16 protein-coding genes are annotated in these 17,130 nt (G+C 61.1%); 7 read left to right on the top strand and 9 right to left on the bottom strand.

The features are described from left to right. Positions 1–13: 13 nt before the first annotated feature. The 6 genes from AC3WKX_RS07320 to AC3WKX_RS07295 form a co-directional block, all read right to left on the bottom strand. On the bottom strand, positions 14–790 hold the full coding sequence (locus tag AC3WKX_RS07320; protein ID WP_003214798.1) for an N-acetylmuramoyl-L-alanine amidase: 777 nt from the start codon (positions 788–790) through the stop codon (positions 14–16). A gap of 102 nt (positions 791–892) precedes the next feature. Further along, positions 893–2,998: a GGDEF domain-containing protein gene (locus AC3WKX_RS07315; RefSeq protein ID WP_102604422.1), complete on the bottom strand. Its 2,106-nt coding sequence runs from the start codon at positions 2,996–2,998 to the stop codon at positions 893–895. Then, positions 2,995–3,873, bottom strand: a complete 879-nt coding sequence (locus AC3WKX_RS07310; RefSeq protein ID WP_087694547.1) for an endonuclease/exonuclease/phosphatase family protein — start codon at positions 3,871–3,873, stop codon at positions 2,995–2,997. Before AC3WKX_RS07310 ends, AC3WKX_RS07315 begins: the two co-directional genes overlap by 4 nt. 10 nt (positions 3,874–3,883) lie before the next feature. Next, on the bottom strand, positions 3,884–4,522 hold the full coding sequence (locus tag AC3WKX_RS07305; protein ID WP_063033700.1) for a thiol:disulfide interchange protein DsbA/DsbL: 639 nt from the start codon (positions 4,520–4,522) through the stop codon (positions 3,884–3,886). 169 nt (positions 4,523–4,691) lie between these two features. Beyond that, complete coding sequence (locus AC3WKX_RS07300) at positions 4,692–5,297, bottom strand: c-type cytochrome (protein ID WP_102604423.1); 606 nt, start codon at positions 5,295–5,297, stop codon at positions 4,692–4,694. A 33-nt stretch (positions 5,298–5,330) separates the two neighbouring features. Continuing rightward, positions 5,331–5,633 (bottom strand): c-type cytochrome, encoded by a 303-nt coding sequence (locus tag AC3WKX_RS07295; protein ID WP_003214809.1) that lies wholly within the window; start codon positions 5,631–5,633, stop codon positions 5,331–5,333. A 192-nt stretch (positions 5,634–5,825) separates the two neighbouring features. On the opposite strand from AC3WKX_RS07295, the gene yihA reads away from it, so the two are divergent. Continuing rightward, on the top strand, positions 5,826–6,467 hold the full coding sequence (gene yihA, locus AC3WKX_RS07290) for a ribosome biogenesis GTP-binding protein YihA/YsxC (RefSeq protein WP_003214811.1): 642 nt from the start codon (positions 5,826–5,828) through the stop codon (positions 6,465–6,467). 266 nt (positions 6,468–6,733) lie between these two features. On the opposite strand, the gene polA is transcribed toward yihA, so the two are convergent. Beyond that, complete coding sequence (gene polA / locus AC3WKX_RS07285; RefSeq protein WP_102604424.1) at positions 6,734–9,526, bottom strand: DNA polymerase I; 2,793 nt, start codon at positions 9,524–9,526, stop codon at positions 6,734–6,736. Positions 9,527–9,600: 74 nt separating this feature from the next. On the opposite strand from polA, the gene AC3WKX_RS07280 reads away from it, so the two are divergent. Both AC3WKX_RS07280 and AC3WKX_RS07275 read left to right on the top strand, forming a co-directional pair. After that, positions 9,601–9,891 carry a DUF2782 domain-containing protein gene (locus AC3WKX_RS07280; RefSeq protein WP_003214814.1) on the top strand — a complete coding sequence of 97 codons (291 nt, stop codon included), beginning with the start codon at positions 9,601–9,603 and terminating at the stop codon, positions 9,889–9,891. Positions 9,892–9,947: 56 nt separating this feature from the next. After that, complete coding sequence (locus AC3WKX_RS07275; protein ID WP_008439633.1) at positions 9,948–10,901, top strand: homoserine kinase; 954 nt, start codon at positions 9,948–9,950, stop codon at positions 10,899–10,901. A 127-nt stretch (positions 10,902–11,028) separates the two neighbouring features. Here AC3WKX_RS07275 and AC3WKX_RS07270 read toward each other — a convergent pair whose 3' ends face one another. Then, positions 11,029–11,958, bottom strand: a complete 930-nt coding sequence (locus tag AC3WKX_RS07270; protein ID WP_008439631.1) for a zinc ABC transporter substrate-binding protein — start codon at positions 11,956–11,958, stop codon at positions 11,029–11,031. Between the two features lie 58 nt (positions 11,959–12,016). Here AC3WKX_RS07270 and AC3WKX_RS07265 point away from each other — a divergent pair, with 58 nt between their 5' ends. From AC3WKX_RS07265 to AC3WKX_RS07250, 4 genes are read left to right on the top strand one after another with little or no spacing between them, the layout of a single operon-like run. Beyond that, complete coding sequence (locus AC3WKX_RS07265) at positions 12,017–12,499, top strand: Fur family transcriptional regulator (RefSeq protein WP_003214819.1); 483 nt, start codon at positions 12,017–12,019, stop codon at positions 12,497–12,499. Then, entirely contained in the window at positions 12,499–13,284 is a 786-nt protein-coding gene (gene znuC, locus AC3WKX_RS07260; protein WP_008439630.1) for a zinc ABC transporter ATP-binding protein ZnuC, read from the top strand. The genes AC3WKX_RS07265 and znuC overlap by 1 nt, the downstream gene beginning before the upstream one ends. Then, a complete protein-coding gene (gene znuB, locus AC3WKX_RS07255; RefSeq protein ID WP_003214823.1) occupies positions 13,277–14,065 on the top strand; it encodes a zinc ABC transporter permease subunit ZnuB in 789 nt (262 codons plus the stop codon). The genes znuC and znuB overlap by 8 nt, the downstream gene beginning before the upstream one ends. 37 nt (positions 14,066–14,102) lie before the next feature. Next, the gene (locus AC3WKX_RS07250; RefSeq protein WP_003214825.1) at positions 14,103–14,822 is read left to right on the top strand and encodes a PA5502 family lipoprotein; all 720 of its coding nucleotides are present in this window, start codon (positions 14,103–14,105) and stop codon (positions 14,820–14,822) included. A gap of 112 nt (positions 14,823–14,934) precedes the next feature. Here the strand turns inward: AC3WKX_RS07250 and katE are convergent, their stop codons facing one another. Further along, on the bottom strand, positions 14,935–17,076 hold the full coding sequence (gene katE / locus AC3WKX_RS07245) for a catalase HPII (protein WP_003214827.1): 2,142 nt from the start codon (positions 17,074–17,076) through the stop codon (positions 14,935–14,937). Positions 17,077–17,130 lie beyond the last annotated feature (54 nt).

The raw sequence follows: 17,130 nt of genomic DNA, 5'->3' as shown, positions 1-17,130 counted from the left end.
AACGCGCCAACCGTTATTGGTGATTCAACGCCCGCAGGATCGCAGCACTTTCGGCATCCGGTGTCCCGTCAAAAAGCGACGCCCGGAAATGCATCTGGAACGCGGCCACCACATGCCGCGTCGCCACATCCAGCTCGCCCGTCTGCGGCGTCGGATAGCCCAGCTTCGCCAACTCTTCCTGGAACCAGGTAATGCTCGGCAGATCGGCTGCGTACTGCACCTGGTAACGGGCCACCGCCTTGGCGTCCGGCCACATGCCCAGCCCTTCATCCGCCAGGCGCTTCCAGGGGAACAACGGCCCCGGGTCCAGCTTGCGCAGCGGGGCAATGTCGCTATGGCCGATGATGTTTCGCGGGTCGATGCCGTTGCGTTTGCTGATGTCCTTGAGCAGCACCACCAGCGACTGCACCTGCGCTTCGGAATAGGGATACCAGACGCGGCCCGTCGGCAAATCCCGATAACCCGGGTTCACGATCTCGATCCCGATGGAGCTGGAGTTGAGCCAGGTGCGGCCCATCCATTCACTTTCTCCGGCATGCCAGGCGCGCTGGCTTTCATCCACGAGCTTATAGATGGTGGCCGAGGCGTCATCACCGATCAGGTAATGACTGCTGACCTGGCCATGGGTCAACAGCGCCAGGGAGCGCTCAAGGGACGCCGAGGTGTAGTGCACGACGACAAACTGCACACGATTGTCGTGGTTCACCGACGGATGACTGGTGTCCAGGCGAGGGCCGCTCGCGCAACCGGCGAGCAGGAGAAACAGAAAGGCAGAACACAGAAGTTTCATGGCAGCAAATAGTACGCTTAAGACGATAATGCAACAGTGTAACGTACCGTTTGCTGCCAGGCGGCCAAATGCGATGTTTTAAACAAAATGGAACATTTCCGGTCAGGCCGCCTGCACCTGGTTACGCCCCGCCGCCTTGGCACGATATAACGCCTCGTCAGCGCGCTTGAGCGCCAGGTCACTGCGTTCTCCCGGCTGAAACTGTGCCATGCCCATGGACACCGTAATCGTCACAGGCTCGCCCTTGAAGTGAAACGGGCAGGCTTGGATGGCTGCACGCAGGGTTTCGCCCACCGCCAACGCATCGGACAGCGACGAGTTGGGCATCAGCAGCACAAACTCTTCACCGCCAAAACGCGCGATGAAGTCGTTCGGCCGCAGGCGTTTGCGAAGCACCGTGGCGATGATCTTCAGCACCTTGTCGCCCGCCAGATGACCATAGCCGTCGTTGATGCGCTTGAAGTGATCGAGGTCCAGCATCGCCAGTGACAGGTTGTTTCCACGCTGGTGCCAGGCGTTGACCTCCTGCTCCAGGCGCTCGCTCCAGGCAGCGCGGTTGGGTAGTCCGGTGAGCGGATCGATCAGGGCTTTTTGCCGCTGAACCTCAAGGTGTTCACGGTAGCCCTGAGCCTCTTGCTCCATATTGGCGACCCGTTCGGCCAGGCCCTTGAGCCGTGCAGCCACTTCCTGTTCGCGCTGGTCACGCTGGTGGCGGTGTTCATCCATGGTGCCCAGCAACCCTTCGAGATGGCTCTCCAGCACGTGCTTGAGGCTGTCGAGGTCCGCGGCGTCCTGCATGCTGGTTTGCAAACCATCCACTTGTTCGCGGATCTGGGTATCCAGTTCCCTGGCCGCCGAGCGGCTGTCGGCGTGGCCGTCACTGGCGACCTGCAGGTGCCCCTGGAACGCCTCGAGACGATCGTTGAGTTGCTTGAGGTAGGCTTCAAACTCGTGCTGGCCGCTGTCGGTGATCGCCAGCATCAACACCGCCAGGTCATCGAGGATCGGCAGCAATTCGTACCAGTTCAATCCGTGGGCCAGGCGTTCACGCATGGCTTCGGCCTGGGGCCGATGGCGCTCGGGCAGCGAGAGGTCTTCCAGTAAGCCGAGCAGGGTATCTTCGATGTGCTTGGCCACCGAACTGTAAGACGGCTCGGGGGTGTCGGGCAGGGCGTAGGCTTGATCCGCTTGCAGCTCGTCTGGGTTCAGCTCTGCCTGCTCGGGCGATTCTTGCGGTTCATCGGCCAGGACCGGGGGCAGGGAAAGACTGCCGATCTCTGTCCGCTCCGGCTCACGGGCCTGCACCTCTGGCACCTCGACCATGGCGGCAAGAGCGCTCTCGAGCTCAACCTCCGCTTCGATCGGTTGCTCGGGTTCTGGCGTTTCGATAATCGTAGCGGGTGCCTCGACGACAGGCGCTGTGACCGCGACGGCCGGAACAACAGGCACTGCTTCGCTGACAGCGTCGGTAGCCTCTACTGGCGATACCGGCTCAGGGGGCGACCCGATGGGGGCCGGGACCTTCGGCTGCGGTGCAAAAGCCCGCAGCGCCTGGGCCAGTTCTGCCGATTGCGCCGGCGCTTCAACTTCACCCACCGGGCTGGGCTTTGGCGCAGCAGGCGCCGGAGAAGCCGGGCGGGATGGCGTGGGCGCTTCAACCTCCGGCGTGTCGATTGCGTCCTTGGTGCCAAACAGACGCTGCAACAGCCCCGGGCTCGAACGGCTGGTTTCGCCCTCCGGCTCCAGGTTACTCAACGCCTGCCCCTGGAGGCCGCTCAGCTCACTCAGCAACAGCGGGATCTCCCGCGCCTGGCCAACCCGACCGTCCAGCTGCTTGGCGAAAGCCTTCAGCGGGCGACTCACGTCCCGTGGCAAGGGCAGTTTCTGCAACTGAGTGACCAGGGCCGTCAACGCGCTGCCGATCTGGTCAACCCGGGTTTCGCGGCGCTGCTCCGAATCCAGCACGGCCTTTTCCAGGCGCGGCAGCAATGCAGCGAGGGCGGCGTCCATGTCGTCGGTGCGCACCACATCGCGCATTTCCTTCATGCATTGGTCAACCGCCCGGTCGGTCCCTTCTGCCGCCAGGGTGCTGCGCACCAGCCCACGGCGCAGCAGGTCGAGGCGGGCGGCCCAGCGACGCTCGAGCTTTTCTTGTTGCTCGACGCTTTTAAGGTATTTCTCTTTCCAACGCTGGGCGTCGTCGCTCATGCAAGGGGTCCGCGAGGGCCGGGGCTCAACGCGGGCAATGCATCAGCCGTGAGCGAACCCGGCAGACGAATCTCTACCGCGACGGGCAGGTGATCGGAGATGGGCTGCGCCAGTACCTGCACACTTTCGAGTGTCAGGGTCGGGCTGAGCAGGATGTGATCAAGACAACGCTGCGGACGCCAGCTGGGAAACGTGGCTTCGACTTGCGGCGCCAGCAACCCAAGGTCGCGCAACGGGGAATTCTGTAGCAGGTCTGTGGCATGGGTGTTCATGTCACCCATCAGCACCTGATGTTTGTAGCCGCCAATCAACTCACGGATGTAGGCCAACTGCATGGTTCGGGTTCGAGCGCCCAATGCGAGGTGCATCATCACCACGACCAATGCTTCCGGCCCTTCGCCGAACCGTACGAGAATTGCACCGCGGCCTTTCGGGCCAGGCAACGGGTGGTCCTCGATCGCCCACGGTTTCAGACGGCTGAGCACACCATTGCTGTGCTGGCCGAGTTTGCCGAGGTTGCGATTGAGTTGTTGATACCAGTAGGGAAAGGCACCGAGCTGGGCAAGGTGCTCGACCTGGTTGATGTAGCCGGAACGCAGGCTGCCACCATCGGCCTCCTGCAGGGCTACCAGGTCGAAGTCACCCAGCAGGTCGCCGATCTTTTGCAGATTGCCGGCACGCCCATTGTGGGGCAGCAGGTGCTGCCAGCCACGGGTCAGGTAATGCCGGTATTTCTCGGTACTGATACCCACCTGGATATTGAAACTGAGCAGGCGCAACCGACTGTCAGCCGGCAGGCCCGTGGATTCCAGGTGATGTTCGTTGACCTTCGGGTCATGCAGGCCAACGACACGTTCAGTACCCCAGCGACGCATGACGGGCCCCTTACTTGGCTGCGCGCTCTTTGGCGATCAATTGGTCGGCCACGTTCAGCGCCTGCTCTTCGCCGCCGGCACTGCCGATGTCAAAGCGGTATTTGCCGTTGACGATCAGCGTCGGTACGCCTTGCACGCCGTATTTCTGGGCCAGTTCCTTGTATTGGGCCATCTTGCCCTTCACAGCGAACGAGTTGAATGTCTCCAGGAACTTGGTTTTGTCGACGCCTTGAGTGGCGACGAAATCGGCCATGTCTTCAGGCTTCACAAGGCGCTTGCCTTCTTTCTGGATGGCATTGAACACAGCCGCGTGAACCTTGTGTTCTACACCCATGGTGTCCAGGGTAATGAACAGCTGGCCGTGGGCGTCCCATGGGCCGCCGAACAGGGCAGGAATACGTTTGAAGTTCACGTCCTGAGGCAGCTTATCGACCCACGGATTGATGACTGGCTCAAAAGCGTAGCAATGCGGGCAGCCATACCAGAACAGCTCCACCACTTCGATCTTGCCCGGTACGGAAACCGGCACAGGATTGGCCAGCTCAACGTAGGTTTTACCGGCTTCAAGCGGCACATTATCGGCAGCTTGTGCGGTCATGCCGAAAAGGCTGGCAGTGACGAGAGCGGCGCTGAGGATCAGATTACGCATGCTTTACTCCTGGACAAATAAAGTCGCCTCACGCGACCTTTGTTGTGACAGGTCTACGCGGGCATGAGTTCGTTAGTGTAACGGCACCGGCCACAAAAAAGGGCGGCCTGGGCCACCCTTTTTATGCTTGCATCGACGGATTAATCGAGCGTTAACGTAGCCGGGGCACTTAGTGCAGGCCCTGGATGTATTGGGACACGGCTTCGATGTCCTTGTTGCTGAGTTTCGCGGCGATGCTCTGCATGATCTTGGTATCGCCGTCGTTGGTGCGATTGCCTTCGCGGAAGTCTGTCAGCTGTTTGCCGATGTACTGGGCATGCTGCCCGCTCAAGTGCGGGAAGCCCGCAGCAGCAAGGCCTGCGCCGTTAGGCGAGTGGCAACCGATGCAGGAAGGCATGCCTTTTTCCAGGTTGCCGCCGCGGAACAATTCTTCACCGCGGGTCACCAGTTTCGCATCAGCAGCTCCCACACTGCCTTTCTGGCTGGCAAAATACGCCGCGATATCCGCCAGGTCCTGATCGCTGAGGTTGGTCAACAAGCCGGTCATTTCCAGGACCGTACGCTTGCCGTCCTTGATGTCGTGCATCTGCTTGGTCAGGTAACGCTCACCCTGGCCGGCCAGTTTTGGAAAGTTAGGCGCCGGGCTATTACCGTCCGGTCCATGGCAAGCACCACATACGGCGGCTTTCGCCTGGCCAGCAGTGGCGTCGCCTGCGGCATGGGCAACACCGGTGATGCCCAGGGTCAACAGCAGACTCACGATCAGTTTGTTCATCAGCTAATCCAACTACGGCTAAGGGTTAAAGAGTTATGGACCGGGTTCACTCACCATCAACTGAATGACGGCATGGTAATCCTCGGTACTGCAGTCCATGCACAAACCACGCGGCGGCATCGCCTTGAAACCCTGGGTCACGTGTTGCACCAGCGTGTCCATACCTTGAGCCAATCTTGGCTTCCAGGCTGCCTGGTCACCCCGTCCAGGGGCGTTGGGCAGCTGTCCGGCATGGCAGGCCCCGCAAAAGCGGTTGTACACAGCCTCCGGTTCCTGTGTAGCCTGCGCACTGTAAAGTGGCATCAAGAAACCGAAGGCCAGCAGCCACTTGGTCATACATCGACCTTTTCAGGGTTTGAGAGCGTTTTGCGTTCTAATGCGCAATAAAGGTCTATCGCTCCCGTGAACTTCATCCTTCGCTGGGACAAAGCACACACAAAATCTGCGGCATTATATACTGGCGCTACTGAAACGGAAACGACACCGCTTGCCGCACCTATTCCCGGCACCGCCCACATCGGAAAACTCATGCAACTCAAGAATCCCATCCTCGGCCTGTGCCAACAGTCCACCTTCATGCTCAGCGCCGCCAAAGTCGACCAATGCCCCGATGACGAAGGCTTCGAAGTCGCATTCGCCGGCCGTTCCAACGCCGGCAAATCCAGCGCGCTGAACACCCTGACCCACGCCAGCCTGGCCCGCACCTCGAAAACCCCGGGGCGCACACAGCTCCTCAACTTCTTCAAGCTAGACGATGATCGGCGTCTGGTCGACCTGCCGGGCTACGGTTATGCAAAAGTACCTATCCCGCTGAAGCTGCACTGGCAGCGTCACCTCGAAGCGTATCTGGGTGGCCGGGAGAGTTTGAAGGGTTTGATTCTGATGATGGACATCCGTCATCCAATGACCGACTTCGACCTGTTGATGCTCGATTGGGCCGTCGCCAGCGGCATGCCGATGCACGTCTTGCTGACCAAGGCCGACAAATTGACCTACGGCGCAGCGAAAAACACCCTGCTCAAAGTGCAGGCAGAAATCCGTAAGGGTTGGGGTGATGCGGTGACTATCCAGTTGTTCTCGGCGCCAAAACGCATGGGCCTGGAAGATGCCTACACTGTATTGGCAGGTTGGATGGAACTGGCTGACAAGGGTTCGGAAGCCGCCGAGTAAAAACTCGGGGCAAAAAAAACCCCGGACTTCGTATGGGGAGGGGAAGTTCGGGGTCCAAGTTCCGGACCGCTAGGGCGGGGTCCAGATATCTGCCAACACTTAACACAACATAGGAGCATTGAAGGGCTTCACCACCCATTCAGTAACTCTGAGTAGCAATTCACGGGTTAAGTTCCGGCACGTTCAAAAAACTATTGGAAATAACCCGCCGCGTTTTCCGATCTAAAGCGCTGCCGCGGCATGATGCCGCGGCCCAGGCCCCAGGCTTAGTGCGCTTCGTCCCAGTTGTCGCCCACGCCGACGTCTACCACCAGCGGCACATCCAGCTTTGCCGCCTCGCTCATGTGTTCACGAATCCTCGCGCTGACTTCAGCCACCAGGTCCTCACGCACCTCCAGCACCAATTCATCGTGCACCTGAAGGATGACCTTGGCGTCCAGGCCCGAGTCCGTCAGCCAGTTGTCGACCTTGACCATGGCCTTCTTGATGATATCGGCCGCAGTGCCCTGCATCGGCGCGTTGATTGCCGTACGCTCGGCGCCAGCACGCTCCTGAGGCTTGTTGGAATTGATCTCCGGCAGGTACAGGCGGCGCCCGAACAGGGTTTCCACATAACCCTGATCAGCCGCCTGGGCACGGGTGCGCTCCATGTACTCGCGCACCCCCGGGTAACGGGCGAAGTACACATCGATGTAAGCCTTGGCAGTCTTGGTGTCGACGCCGATGTCCTTGCCCAGCTTTTGGGCGCCCATGCCGTAGATCAGGCCAAAGTTGATCGCCTTGGCACTGCGACGCTGATTGGACGTGACCTCGGTCAACTCAACCTTGAACACTTCGGCCGCCGTGGCGGTGTGCACGTCCAGGTCGTCGCGGAACGCATTCAGCAAGCCTTCGTCCTTGGACAAATGCGCCATGATGCGCAGCTCGATCTGCGAGTAGTCCGCCGCCAGCAGCTTGTAGCCCTTGGGCGCGACAAATGCCTGGCGGATACGCCGGCCTTCAGCGGTACGCACCGGAATGTTCTGCAGGTTTGGATCGCTGGAGGACAGGCGCCCGGTTGCTGCTACGGCCTGGTGATAGGAGGTGTGCACGCGACCGGTGCGCGGATTGATCTGCTCCGGCAAACGGTCGGTGTAGGTGCTTTTCAACTTGCTCATGCTGCGGTACTGCATCAGCACTTTCGGCAGTGGGTAGTCATCTTCAGCCAATTTGGCCAAGACTTCCTCGGCCGTCGAGGCCTGGCCCTTGCCGGTCTTCTTCAACACCGGCAGCCCGAGTTTCTCGTAGAGAATCGCACCCAACTGCTTGGGCGAGCCCAGGTTGAATTCCTCGCCGGCGATTTCATACGCCTGGCGCTCGAGGTCTACCATCTTGTTGCCCAGCTCGATGCTCTGGATGCCCAGCAAGGCGGCATCCACCAGGGCGCCCTGACGCTCAATGCGCGCCAGCACGGGCACCAGCGGCATCTCGATGTCGGACAATACGCTGGCCAGGGAAGGAATAGCGGCAAGCTGCTTGTGCAGTTCCTGGTGCAAACGCAGGGTCACATCCGCGTCTTCCGCCGCGTAAGGGCCGGCTTGCTCCAGGGCAATCTGGTCAAAGGTCAGCTGCTTGGCGCCTTTGCCGGCGATGTCCTGGAAGCTGACGGTGTCGTGGTCCAGGTACTTCTTCGCCAGGCTGTCCATGTCGTGGCGCGTCGCCACGGAGTTCAGCACATAAGATTCAAGCATGGTGTCGAAGGCAATGCCGCGTACAGTGATGCCGTGTGCCGGGTCACCACCGATGGCGCAGTTGGCCAGGATGTTCATGTCGAACTTGGCGTGCTGGCCGACCTTGAGTTTTTCCGGGTCTTCGAGCAACGGCTTCAGGGCCAGCAGCACGGTGTCCCGATCCAGCTGTTCCGGCGCGCCGATGTAGGAGTGGGTCAGCGGAATGTAGGCTGCTTCATGGGCCTGCACGGCAAACGACACACCCACCAGTTGCGCTTTCTGGGCGTCGATCCCGGTGGTCTCGGTATCGAAGGCGAACAGCTTGGCGTCGTTGAGCTTCTTCAGCCAGACATCGAACTGGGCCTGGGTGAGGATGGTTTCGTACACCGGCTCCACAGAAACCGGCGCGACCACCTCAACCGCTTCCTCGGCGACCGCGGCCGAAGGAGCAGCGCTCAACTCGACGCGCTTGGCATCGCGTTGAATCTCGTCAATCCAGCTCTTGAACTCCAGCAGCGTATACAGCTCCAGCAGCTTCTCGCGATCCGGCTCGATCAGGTGCAAATCATCCAGGCCCACGTCCAGCGGCACGTCGATCTTGATCGTCGCCAGCTCGTAGGACAGGAACGCACTCGCCTTATGCTCTTCCAGTTTGGCAACCAGGGTCTTGGCACCACGAATCGGCAAGGTCGGCACGATATCGAGCTGCTCGTAGAGCTCTTTCAAACCGCCATTTACACCAACCAACAGGCCGGAAGCCGTCTTCGGACCAATGCCCGGAACGCCCGGGATGTTGTCGGACGAATCGCCCATCAACGCGAGGTAATCGATGATCTGCTCGGGAGCGACACCGAATTTCTCCTTCACGCCCTCAACGTCCATGGCGCTACCGGTCATGGTGTTGACCAAGGTAATGTGCCCGTCGACCAGCTGCGCCATGTCCTTGTCGCCGGTGGAAATCACCACCGGACGGTCGGCGGCCGCGCTGCTGCGGGCCAGGGTGCCGATCACGTCGTCCGCTTCGACGCCTTCGACGCACAGCAGCGGGAAGCCCAGGGCGATCACGCTCTGGTGCAGCGGCTCGATCTGCACGCGCATGTCATCGGGCATGCTCGCGCGGTTGGCCTTGTATTCGGCGTACAGCTCATCGCGAAATGTCCCGCCCTTGGCGTCGAACACTACCGCGAACGGGCTGTTCGGGTATTGCCTGCGCAGGCTTTTGAGCATGTTCAACACGCCCTTGACCGCGCCGGTAGGCAGGCCTTTGGAAGTGGTGAGCGGCGGCAGCGCGTGAAAGGCGCGGTACAGGTAAGAAGAACCGTCCACCAGGACGAGGGGGGCTTGGCTCATGAGCAGGATCAACCTTTTCGGCGGGTCAGGCGCTAGAATAGCCGGACCAATGACGACAAAGGGACAAGGTTATCATGCGTACAGTAAATCGCCTGTTGTTGACCGGCTTGATTGCACTCACTCCGATGGTGGCCATGGCGGCAGATACTGCCCCTTCGGGCGACCCGGAAGTCACCATTCGCACGGAAGGCGACAAGACCATTCAGGAATACCGCCAGAATGGTTTCCTGTACGCGATCAAGGTGACCCAGAAAGGCTTTCCGCCTTACTTCCTGGTGCGCGCGGACGGAACCGATGCGAACTTCATCCGCTCTGACCAGCCGGATATGCTGATCCCGTCATGGAAGATCTTCGAATGGAAATGATTTCTTAACTTTAATCGGCGCTGCTCCCCGCAGCGCCCGTAACGGCAGTTTTAACCATGTCTGTGTTCACCCCCCTGGCTCGGCCCGAGCTGGAAACCTTTCTTGCCCCTTACGGGCTCGGCCGCCTGCTTGATTTCCAGGGGATTGCCGCTGGTAGTGAAAACACCAATTTCTTTATCAGCCTGGAACAGGGCGAATTTGTCCTGACCCTGGTCGAGCGCGGCCCCGTGCAGGAAATGCCGTTCTTCATCGAACTGCTGGACGTGCTCCACGACGCTGATTTGCCAGTGCCTTACGCCCTGCGTACCACCGACGGCGTGGCCTTGCGCGAGTTGGCGGGCAAACCGGCGCTGCTGCAACCGCGCCTGGCGGGCAAGCACATCAAGGACGCCAACGCCCAGCATTGCGTGCAAGTGGGCGAATTGCTCGGCCACCTGCACCTCGCCACCCAAGGCGAGAAGGTGCTGGAACGCAAGACCGATCGCGGGCTGGACTGGATGCTCAGCGAAGGCGCGCAACTGATTTCGCACCTCGACACAGAACAACAGCGCCTGCTGCAAGCCGCGCTGGACGAGATCGAGGCGCACAAGGCGCAGATCCTCACGCTGCCCCGGGCAAACATCCACGCCGACCTGTTTCGCGACAACGCGATGTTCGAAGGCACGCACCTGACCGGGCTGATCGACTTCTACAACGCCTGCTCGGGGCCGATGCTGTACGACGTGGCGATCGCCCTGAACGACTGGTGCTCGGACGCCGACGGCGTGATCGACGGCCAACGGGCACGGGCGTTGCTGGGGGCTTATGCGGGCTTGCGGCCGTTCACCGCCAAGGAAGCAGAGCTGTGGCCGACCATGCTGCGTGTGGCCTGTGTGCGGTTCTGGCTGTCACGCCTGATTGCGGCTGAATCGTTCGCCGGGCAGGACGTGCTGATTCACGACCCGCGCGAGTTTCAGGTGCGCCTGGCGCAACGCCAGCAGGTCAAGACCCCGCTGCCGTTCGCGCTGTAAAGATCGTACGCGATCAAAATGTGAGAGCGGGCTTGCTCGCGAATGCGGAGTTTCAGTCACCAGATGCGCTGACTGATCCACCGCATTCGCGAGCAAGCCCGCTCCCACAGTGGTTATGCGGCGTCTGTCAGAGCGACTCCAGGCACCCAGCCAGGTCATTCCCCAGCTTCTCCAGCACCTGCTCATACCCCTGGGCGGAGGCCGGCGTGTAGCCGCCCAACGCATCCAGCTCCGCCAGCTTCACCGGCAAACCCGCCACCAGCGTTTCCGCAAGGCGCGGGCGCAACGGCGGCTCGCTGAACACACAAGTCTTGCCCACTTCCTGCAAACGCGTACGCATCGCTGCCACATGCTGGGCACCCGGCTGCACTTCTGCGGCCACGCTGAACACTCCGGTGTGCTTGAGCCCGTAGGCATCTTCGAAGTAATCGAAGGCTTCATGGAACACGAAGTACGGCTTGCCGGCGACGTCCGCCATACGTGCCTTCAAGCGCGCGTCCAGTGCATCCATACGGCCATCAAAGGCCTTCACGTTGCTCTGGTAACGCTCGGCGTTCGCCGGGTCGGCAGCGCTGAGATCCGCCGCCATGCGGTTCGCAATCACCCGGGCGTTGACCGTCGACAGCCACAAATGCGCATCCAGGCTGCCCGGGCGATGGTCATGATCATGTTCGTCGGCATCTTCAGCATGGGAGTGGCTATCTTCGGCGAACCGACGCAGTTTCATTCCCGGAAGGTCCTGCACCGCCACCGTAGGCAAGCTGCGGCCTTTCAAGACACGCGGCAGAAAGCTTTCCATGTCCGGGCCGATCCAATACAGCAGGTCCACCGACTGCACGCGCCGTACGTCGGAAGGGCGCAACGCATAGTTATGCGGCGAAGCGCCCGGCGGCAGCAATACCTCGGGAATCGCCACGCCATCCTGCACAGCAGCAGCAATCAGTTGTAACGGTTTGATACTGGTCAGCACCCGAACCTCCGCCTGAGCGGCACCGGCAAGCAGCAAACTGGTGACAAATACGACAAAAACGGGAAAAAGTCTGGACACGATGACCACTCAAGGAGGCAGGAACAGGTAACATAATAACGTCTCTCACAAATATCTGTCGCCGCTCATGCCTAAAACACCGCTTGCCAGCCGTCCCCATGACCACTCTCACTGCGTGCACAGCGCACTGTCAGAGGCCGACGCACTGTGCGCGCGCCAAGGGCTGCGCCTGACCGCCCTGCGTCGCCGGGTGCTGGAGCTGGTGTGGCAAAGCCACAAGCCGCTGGGTGCCTACGACATCCTCGGCGTGCTCAGCGAGCAGGACGGCCGCCGCGCCGCGCCGCCCACGGTTTACCGCGCGCTGGACTTCCTGCTGGACAACGGCCTGGTGCACCGCATCTCATCGCTCAACGCCTTTGTCGGCTGTAACCACCCGGAACACGCGCACCAGGGCCAGTTCCTGATTTGCCGCGAGTGCCACGCCGCCATCGAACTTGAGCAAAAAAGCATCAGCGACAGCATCATCAAGAGCGCCGGCGACGTCGGCTTCAAGGTCGAAGGGCAAACCGTCGAAGTCGTCGGTGTGTGCTCGGGCTGCCAGGGGGCTTGATGAGCACTGCGTTAATCCGCCTGGAGCAGGTCGGGGTCACGTTTGCCGGGCAAAACGTGCTGGACAACATCGCCCTGAGCGTCGAGCCAGGTCAGATCGTCACGCTGATCGGCCCCAACGGTGCCGGCAAGACCACGCTGGTGCGCGCCGTACTCGGCCTGCTCAAGCCCGACAGCGGCAGCGTGTGGCGCAAGCCGAGGCTGCGGGTCGGCTACATGCCGCAGAAGCTGCATGTGGACCCGACCTTGCCCCTCTCGGTGCTGCGCTTCCTGCGCCTGGTGCCCGGTGTCGACCGTGCCCGCGCACAGTCCGCCCTCAAGGAAGTGGGCGCCGAACAGGTGATCGACAGCCCGGTGCAAAGCATCTCCGGCGGCGAAATGCAGCGAGTGCTGCTGGCCCGCGCCCTGCTGCGCGAGCCGGAATTGCTGGTACTGGATGAACCCGTACAGGGCGTCGACGTCGCCGGCCAGGCCGAGCTGTACAGCCTGATCACCCGCCTGCGGGACCGTCATGGTTGCGGCGTGCTGATGGTCTCCCACGACCTGCACCTGGTGATGAGCACCACCGACCAGGTGGTGTGCCTCAATCGTCACGTGTGCTGTTCCGGCCACCCGGAACAGGTCAGCGGCGATCCGGCTTTTGTCGAGCTGTTCGGCAAGAACGCCCAGAGCCTGGCGATCTACCACCACCATCACGACCACGCCCATGACCTGCATGGCGCTGTAGTCGATGACTCCACCGCATCCCACACCCACGTTCATGGAGATAGCTGCAAGCATGGCTGATTTTCTGCTCTACGCCCTGCTGGCAGGCTTGGCTCTGGCGCTGGTGGCGGGCCCACTGGGCTCGTTCGTGGTCTGGCGGCGCATGGCCTATTTTGGCGACACCCTGTCCCACGCTGCGCTGCTGGGCGTGGCCATGGGATTTCTGCTGGATGTGAGCCCGACCATTGCCGTCACCGTCGGCTGCCTGCTGCTGGCTGTGCTGCTGGTGACCCTGCAACAGCGTCAGCCGCTGGCCTCCGATACCCTGCTGGGCATCCTGGCCCCAAGCACCTTGTCCCTGGGCCTGGTGGTGCTGAGCTTCATGCATGAAGTGCGCATCGACCTGATGGCCTACCTGTTCGGCGACCTGCTGGCAATCAGCCCCACCGACCTGGCGTGGATTCTAGGTGGCAGCGCGGCAGTGCTGGTGCTGCTGGTGACGCTGTGGCGCCCGCTGCTGGCGATCACCGTTCACGAAGAACTGGCCACCGTCGAAGGCTTGCCCGTGGCGGCGCTGCGCATGACCCTGATGCTGCTGATCGCAGTGGTGATCGCTGTCGCGATGAAGATTGTCGGCGTATTGTTGATCACATCGCTGCTGATCATCCCGGCTGCTGCGGCCCAGCGTCACGCCCGCTCGCCGGAGCAAATGGCGCTCGGCGCCAGCCTTCTGGGGATGCTCGCGGTGTGTGGTGGCCTGGCGCTGTCCTGGTTCAAGGACACCCCGGCCGGGCCGTCGATTGTGGTCACGGCGGCCGCCCTGTTTCTGCTGAGTTTTGTCCTGCCCCGTCGTGGGGTGTAGACTTGCTCGCTTTTTGCGCAATTAGAGAGTCGCAGGAATGAAGCTGTTCAACGCCCGTTATCTGCTCCTTGCCGCATTTTCCTTGCTGCTGGGCGCCTGCCAAAGCACCCCGCCCGCCGCCCCCCAGGCGCCGGACGCACGTGCTGCGGCCATCGCACAGCTGGAGCAAAACCTCGCCAGCAGTGAACTGGCCACCGCCGAAGACGAACTGGCCGCCTTGCAGGCCCAGTCGCCCAACGACCCGGCGCTGGAGCCTTATCAGCGCCAACTGGCCGAAGCCTACTTGCAGCGCAGCCAGATCGTTCTGCAAAAGGGTGATGTCAACGCTGCCGCGACGGCCCTGAGCCGCGCACGGGCATTGATGCCCAAGGCTCCGGCGCTGACCGGTGGCGTCAACAGTGCGATCGCCCATGCCCGTAAAGTCGAGCTGGACAAAGCCGAGGCCGCCCTGAAAGCCGCCGAAGCCAAGCCGCCGGCCAAGGTCATCGACCCGGCAGCGCCAAGCACTACGGTTGCGCTGAACCTCACCGATATCGAGGCGCTGCGCCATCAACTGGATGAGATCGCCACCGATGTGGTGAATTACCAGTGCGATGTGAGCATCCAGGCACCGCGCACCGAAGATTACCCATGGCTGGCCACGTTGCTGACCAAACGGGTGAAGCGCATCGATTCGGGGTATGACCTGAAGATTCACCGGCAGATCCTGAAGAAGGTTCCGGCGCAGGTCGTGCTGATTCCGCGTAAGACTGAATAACGCCATTCGCGAGCAAGCCCGCTCCCACATTTAACCGAGTTCCAACTTTGGAATGCGGTCAAATGTGGGAGCGGGCTTGCTCGCGAAGGCGATCTAACAAACGACCGATACCTTAAGCCGGAACAGCTTTAGCCTTCGGCTCCCGATCCCAGACCCGATGCTGGGCAATCGCCGCAAAGAACGCCTTAAACGCCTTCGCATCGCCGCCCACAATCAAGCCCGCATCCGCCTCAAGCTTCAGCACATCCAGCAACTGCTTCGCCTCACCGGCCAGGGCAATTGCTTTCAAGTGCTTGTAGGCCTCCAGCAGGTAATGCAACGCCACACCATCAGCGCTCAACGCCTGAACCGACTTGGCGCCACCCGGCACAAACACCGCATCGAACGCCACCGAAGGCAAGCCTTCCATGGAAGCATCCACCGGCAGGCTCTTGCCATCCGCCGTCGTTACCGGCGCCGAGGTAGGCCCCAGCAACTTCGCATGCGCACCTGCAGCCTCAAGCGCCTTCTTCAAGGCATCAATCGCCGCACCATCAACACCGTTCGCCGCCAGAATCGCCACCTTGCGGGTCTTGATATCACCCGACAGCAAATTGGCCTGGCTCAACGCTGGCGAGCGTTCCGGAGACGTCTTGCGCTCTGGCACCGTACCTTTAGTCGGTGCTGGCAAGCCCAGGTTCTGCGCCACACGCTTGGCCAGTTCCAAGTCGATGTTGGCGAGGATCTCGTTCACCTGGCGAGCGCGAATAAATTCACGCTCCACCTTGCCCAGTTCAAAGCTGTAGGCGGCGATGATGTGCTCCTGCTCGTGCTTGCTCATGCTGCGGAAAAACAGGCGCGCCTGGGAGAAGTGATCACCGAACGACTCGCTGCGCTCACGGATCTTGTGGGCATCAATGCGCTCCGGATACGTCTCAAAACCACCGTCCTGCGCCGCAGGCGGAGTTTCTTTCGGCCAGCCGCCATCAATCGAGTTCGGCTCGTAGGACGCGCGGCCCTTGTCGATGGTGGTGCGGTGCATGGCATCGCGCTGGCCGTTATGGAACGGCGCTACCGGACGGTTGATCGGCAACTCGTGAAAGTTCGGCCCGCCGAGTCGGCTGATCTGCGTATCGGTGTAGGAAAACAGACGGCCTTGCAGCAGCGGGTCATTGGAAAAGTCGATGCCCGGCACGATATGCCCCGGGCAGAACGCCACTTGCTCGGTCTCGGCAAAGTAGTTGTCCGGGTTGCGGTTGAGCACCATCTTGCCCAGCGGCGTGATGGGCACCAGCTCTTCGGGGATCAGCTTGGTCGGGTCGAGAATATCGAAGTCGAACTTATGCTCGTCTTCTTCGGCGATGATCTGCACGCCCAATTCCCACTCCGGGTAATCGCCACTTTCAATGGATTCCCACAGGTCACGACGGTGGAAGTCCGTGTCTTTGCCCGCCAGCTTCTGCGCCTCGTCCCACACCAGGGAGCAGGTGCCGACGGTAGGCCGCCAGTGGAATTTGACGAAGTTGGATTTGCCCTCGGCGTTCACCAGGCGGAAGGTGTGCACGCCAAACCCCTGCATGGTTCGCAGGCTTTTCGGAATGGCCCGGTCAGACATGGCCCAGATCACCATGTGCGCCGACTCCGGCTGCAGCGAGACAAAATCCCAGAACGTATCGTGGGCTGAGCCGCCGGTAGGAATCTCGTTGTGGGGCTCAGGTTTTACCGCATGCACGAAGTCAGGAAACTTGATCGCGTCCTGAATGAAAAACACCGGCATGTTGTTACCCACCAGGTCGAAGTTGCCCTCATCGGTGAAGAACTTCACGGCAAAGCCACGCACGTCACGCACGGTATCACCCGAGCCGCGAGGGCCCTGCACCGTAGAGAAACGCGCAAATACCGGGGTTTTGTGTTCGGGGTTACGCAGGAATCCGGCCTTGGTCAGCGCCGAGTGGTTTTCGTAGGTCTGGAAATAACCATGGGCACCGGTACCCCGAGCATGAACGATACGTTCCGGGATCCGCTCATGGTCAAAGTGCGTGATTTTTTCACGCATGATGAAGTCTTCCAGCAGCGATGGGCCACGGGAGCCGACCTTCAAGCTGTTCTGGTTATCGGAAACCTTCACGCCCTGGTTGGTGCGCAGTGCCTGGCCCGTCGCGTCGGAGCGGAATGTTTCCAGGCTTTGCAGCTTGGCGTTGGTGTTGCCACGGTCCAGAGTGTCGGTGCCCGCAAGTTCGCTCTTGGGCGGGGTAACTGGCTTTTTAGTACTCATCAGACAAAAACTCCTCGTTTGCGTAGGCCAGAGCGATCCCCGGCTCTTCTTGAG

It is taken from the genome of Pseudomonas sp. GP01-A4, assembly GCF_058780865.1.
This window is presented reverse-complemented; position numbering and strand designations above follow the sequence as displayed.

What these genes read in the sequence shown, in the direction of transcription:
- AC3WKX_RS07280 (WP_003214814.1), top strand. Translation starts at nt 9,601, where the DNA reads ATGCGTACAGTAAATCGCCTGTTGTTGACCGGCTTGATTGCACTCACT.
- AC3WKX_RS07300 (WP_102604423.1), bottom strand. Translation starts at nt 5,297, where the DNA reads ATGAACAAACTGATCGTGAGTCTGCTGTTGACCCTGGGCATCACCGGT.
- AC3WKX_RS07315 (WP_102604422.1), bottom strand. Translation starts at nt 2,998, where the DNA reads ATGAGCGACGACGCCCAGCGTTGGAAAGAGAAATACCTTAAAAGCGTC.
- AC3WKX_RS07320 (WP_003214798.1), bottom strand. Translation starts at nt 790, where the DNA reads ATGAAACTTCTGTGTTCTGCCTTTCTGTTTCTCCTGCTCGCCGGTTGC.
- AC3WKX_RS07250 (WP_003214825.1), top strand. Translation starts at nt 14,103, where the DNA reads ATGAAGCTGTTCAACGCCCGTTATCTGCTCCTTGCCGCATTTTCCTTG.
- znuC (WP_008439630.1), top strand. Translation starts at nt 12,499, where the DNA reads ATGAGCACTGCGTTAATCCGCCTGGAGCAGGTCGGGGTCACGTTTGCC.
- polA (WP_102604424.1), bottom strand. Translation starts at nt 9,526, where the DNA reads ATGAGCCAAGCCCCCCTCGTCCTGGTGGACGGTTCTTCTTACCTGTAC.
- AC3WKX_RS07305 (WP_063033700.1), bottom strand. Translation starts at nt 4,522, where the DNA reads ATGCGTAATCTGATCCTCAGCGCCGCTCTCGTCACTGCCAGCCTTTTC.
- yihA (WP_003214811.1), top strand. Translation starts at nt 5,826, where the DNA reads ATGCAACTCAAGAATCCCATCCTCGGCCTGTGCCAACAGTCCACCTTC.
- znuB (WP_003214823.1), top strand. Translation starts at nt 13,277, where the DNA reads ATGGCTGATTTTCTGCTCTACGCCCTGCTGGCAGGCTTGGCTCTGGCG.
- AC3WKX_RS07310 (WP_087694547.1), bottom strand. Translation starts at nt 3,873, where the DNA reads ATGCGTCGCTGGGGTACTGAACGTGTCGTTGGCCTGCATGACCCGAAG.
- AC3WKX_RS07265 (WP_003214819.1), top strand. Translation starts at nt 12,017, where the DNA reads ATGCCTAAAACACCGCTTGCCAGCCGTCCCCATGACCACTCTCACTGC.
- AC3WKX_RS07295 (WP_003214809.1), bottom strand. Translation starts at nt 5,633, where the DNA reads ATGACCAAGTGGCTGCTGGCCTTCGGTTTCTTGATGCCACTTTACAGT.
- AC3WKX_RS07275 (WP_008439633.1), top strand. Translation starts at nt 9,948, where the DNA reads ATGTCTGTGTTCACCCCCCTGGCTCGGCCCGAGCTGGAAACCTTTCTT.
- katE (WP_003214827.1), bottom strand. Translation starts at nt 17,076, where the DNA reads ATGAGTACTAAAAAGCCAGTTACCCCGCCCAAGAGCGAACTTGCGGGC.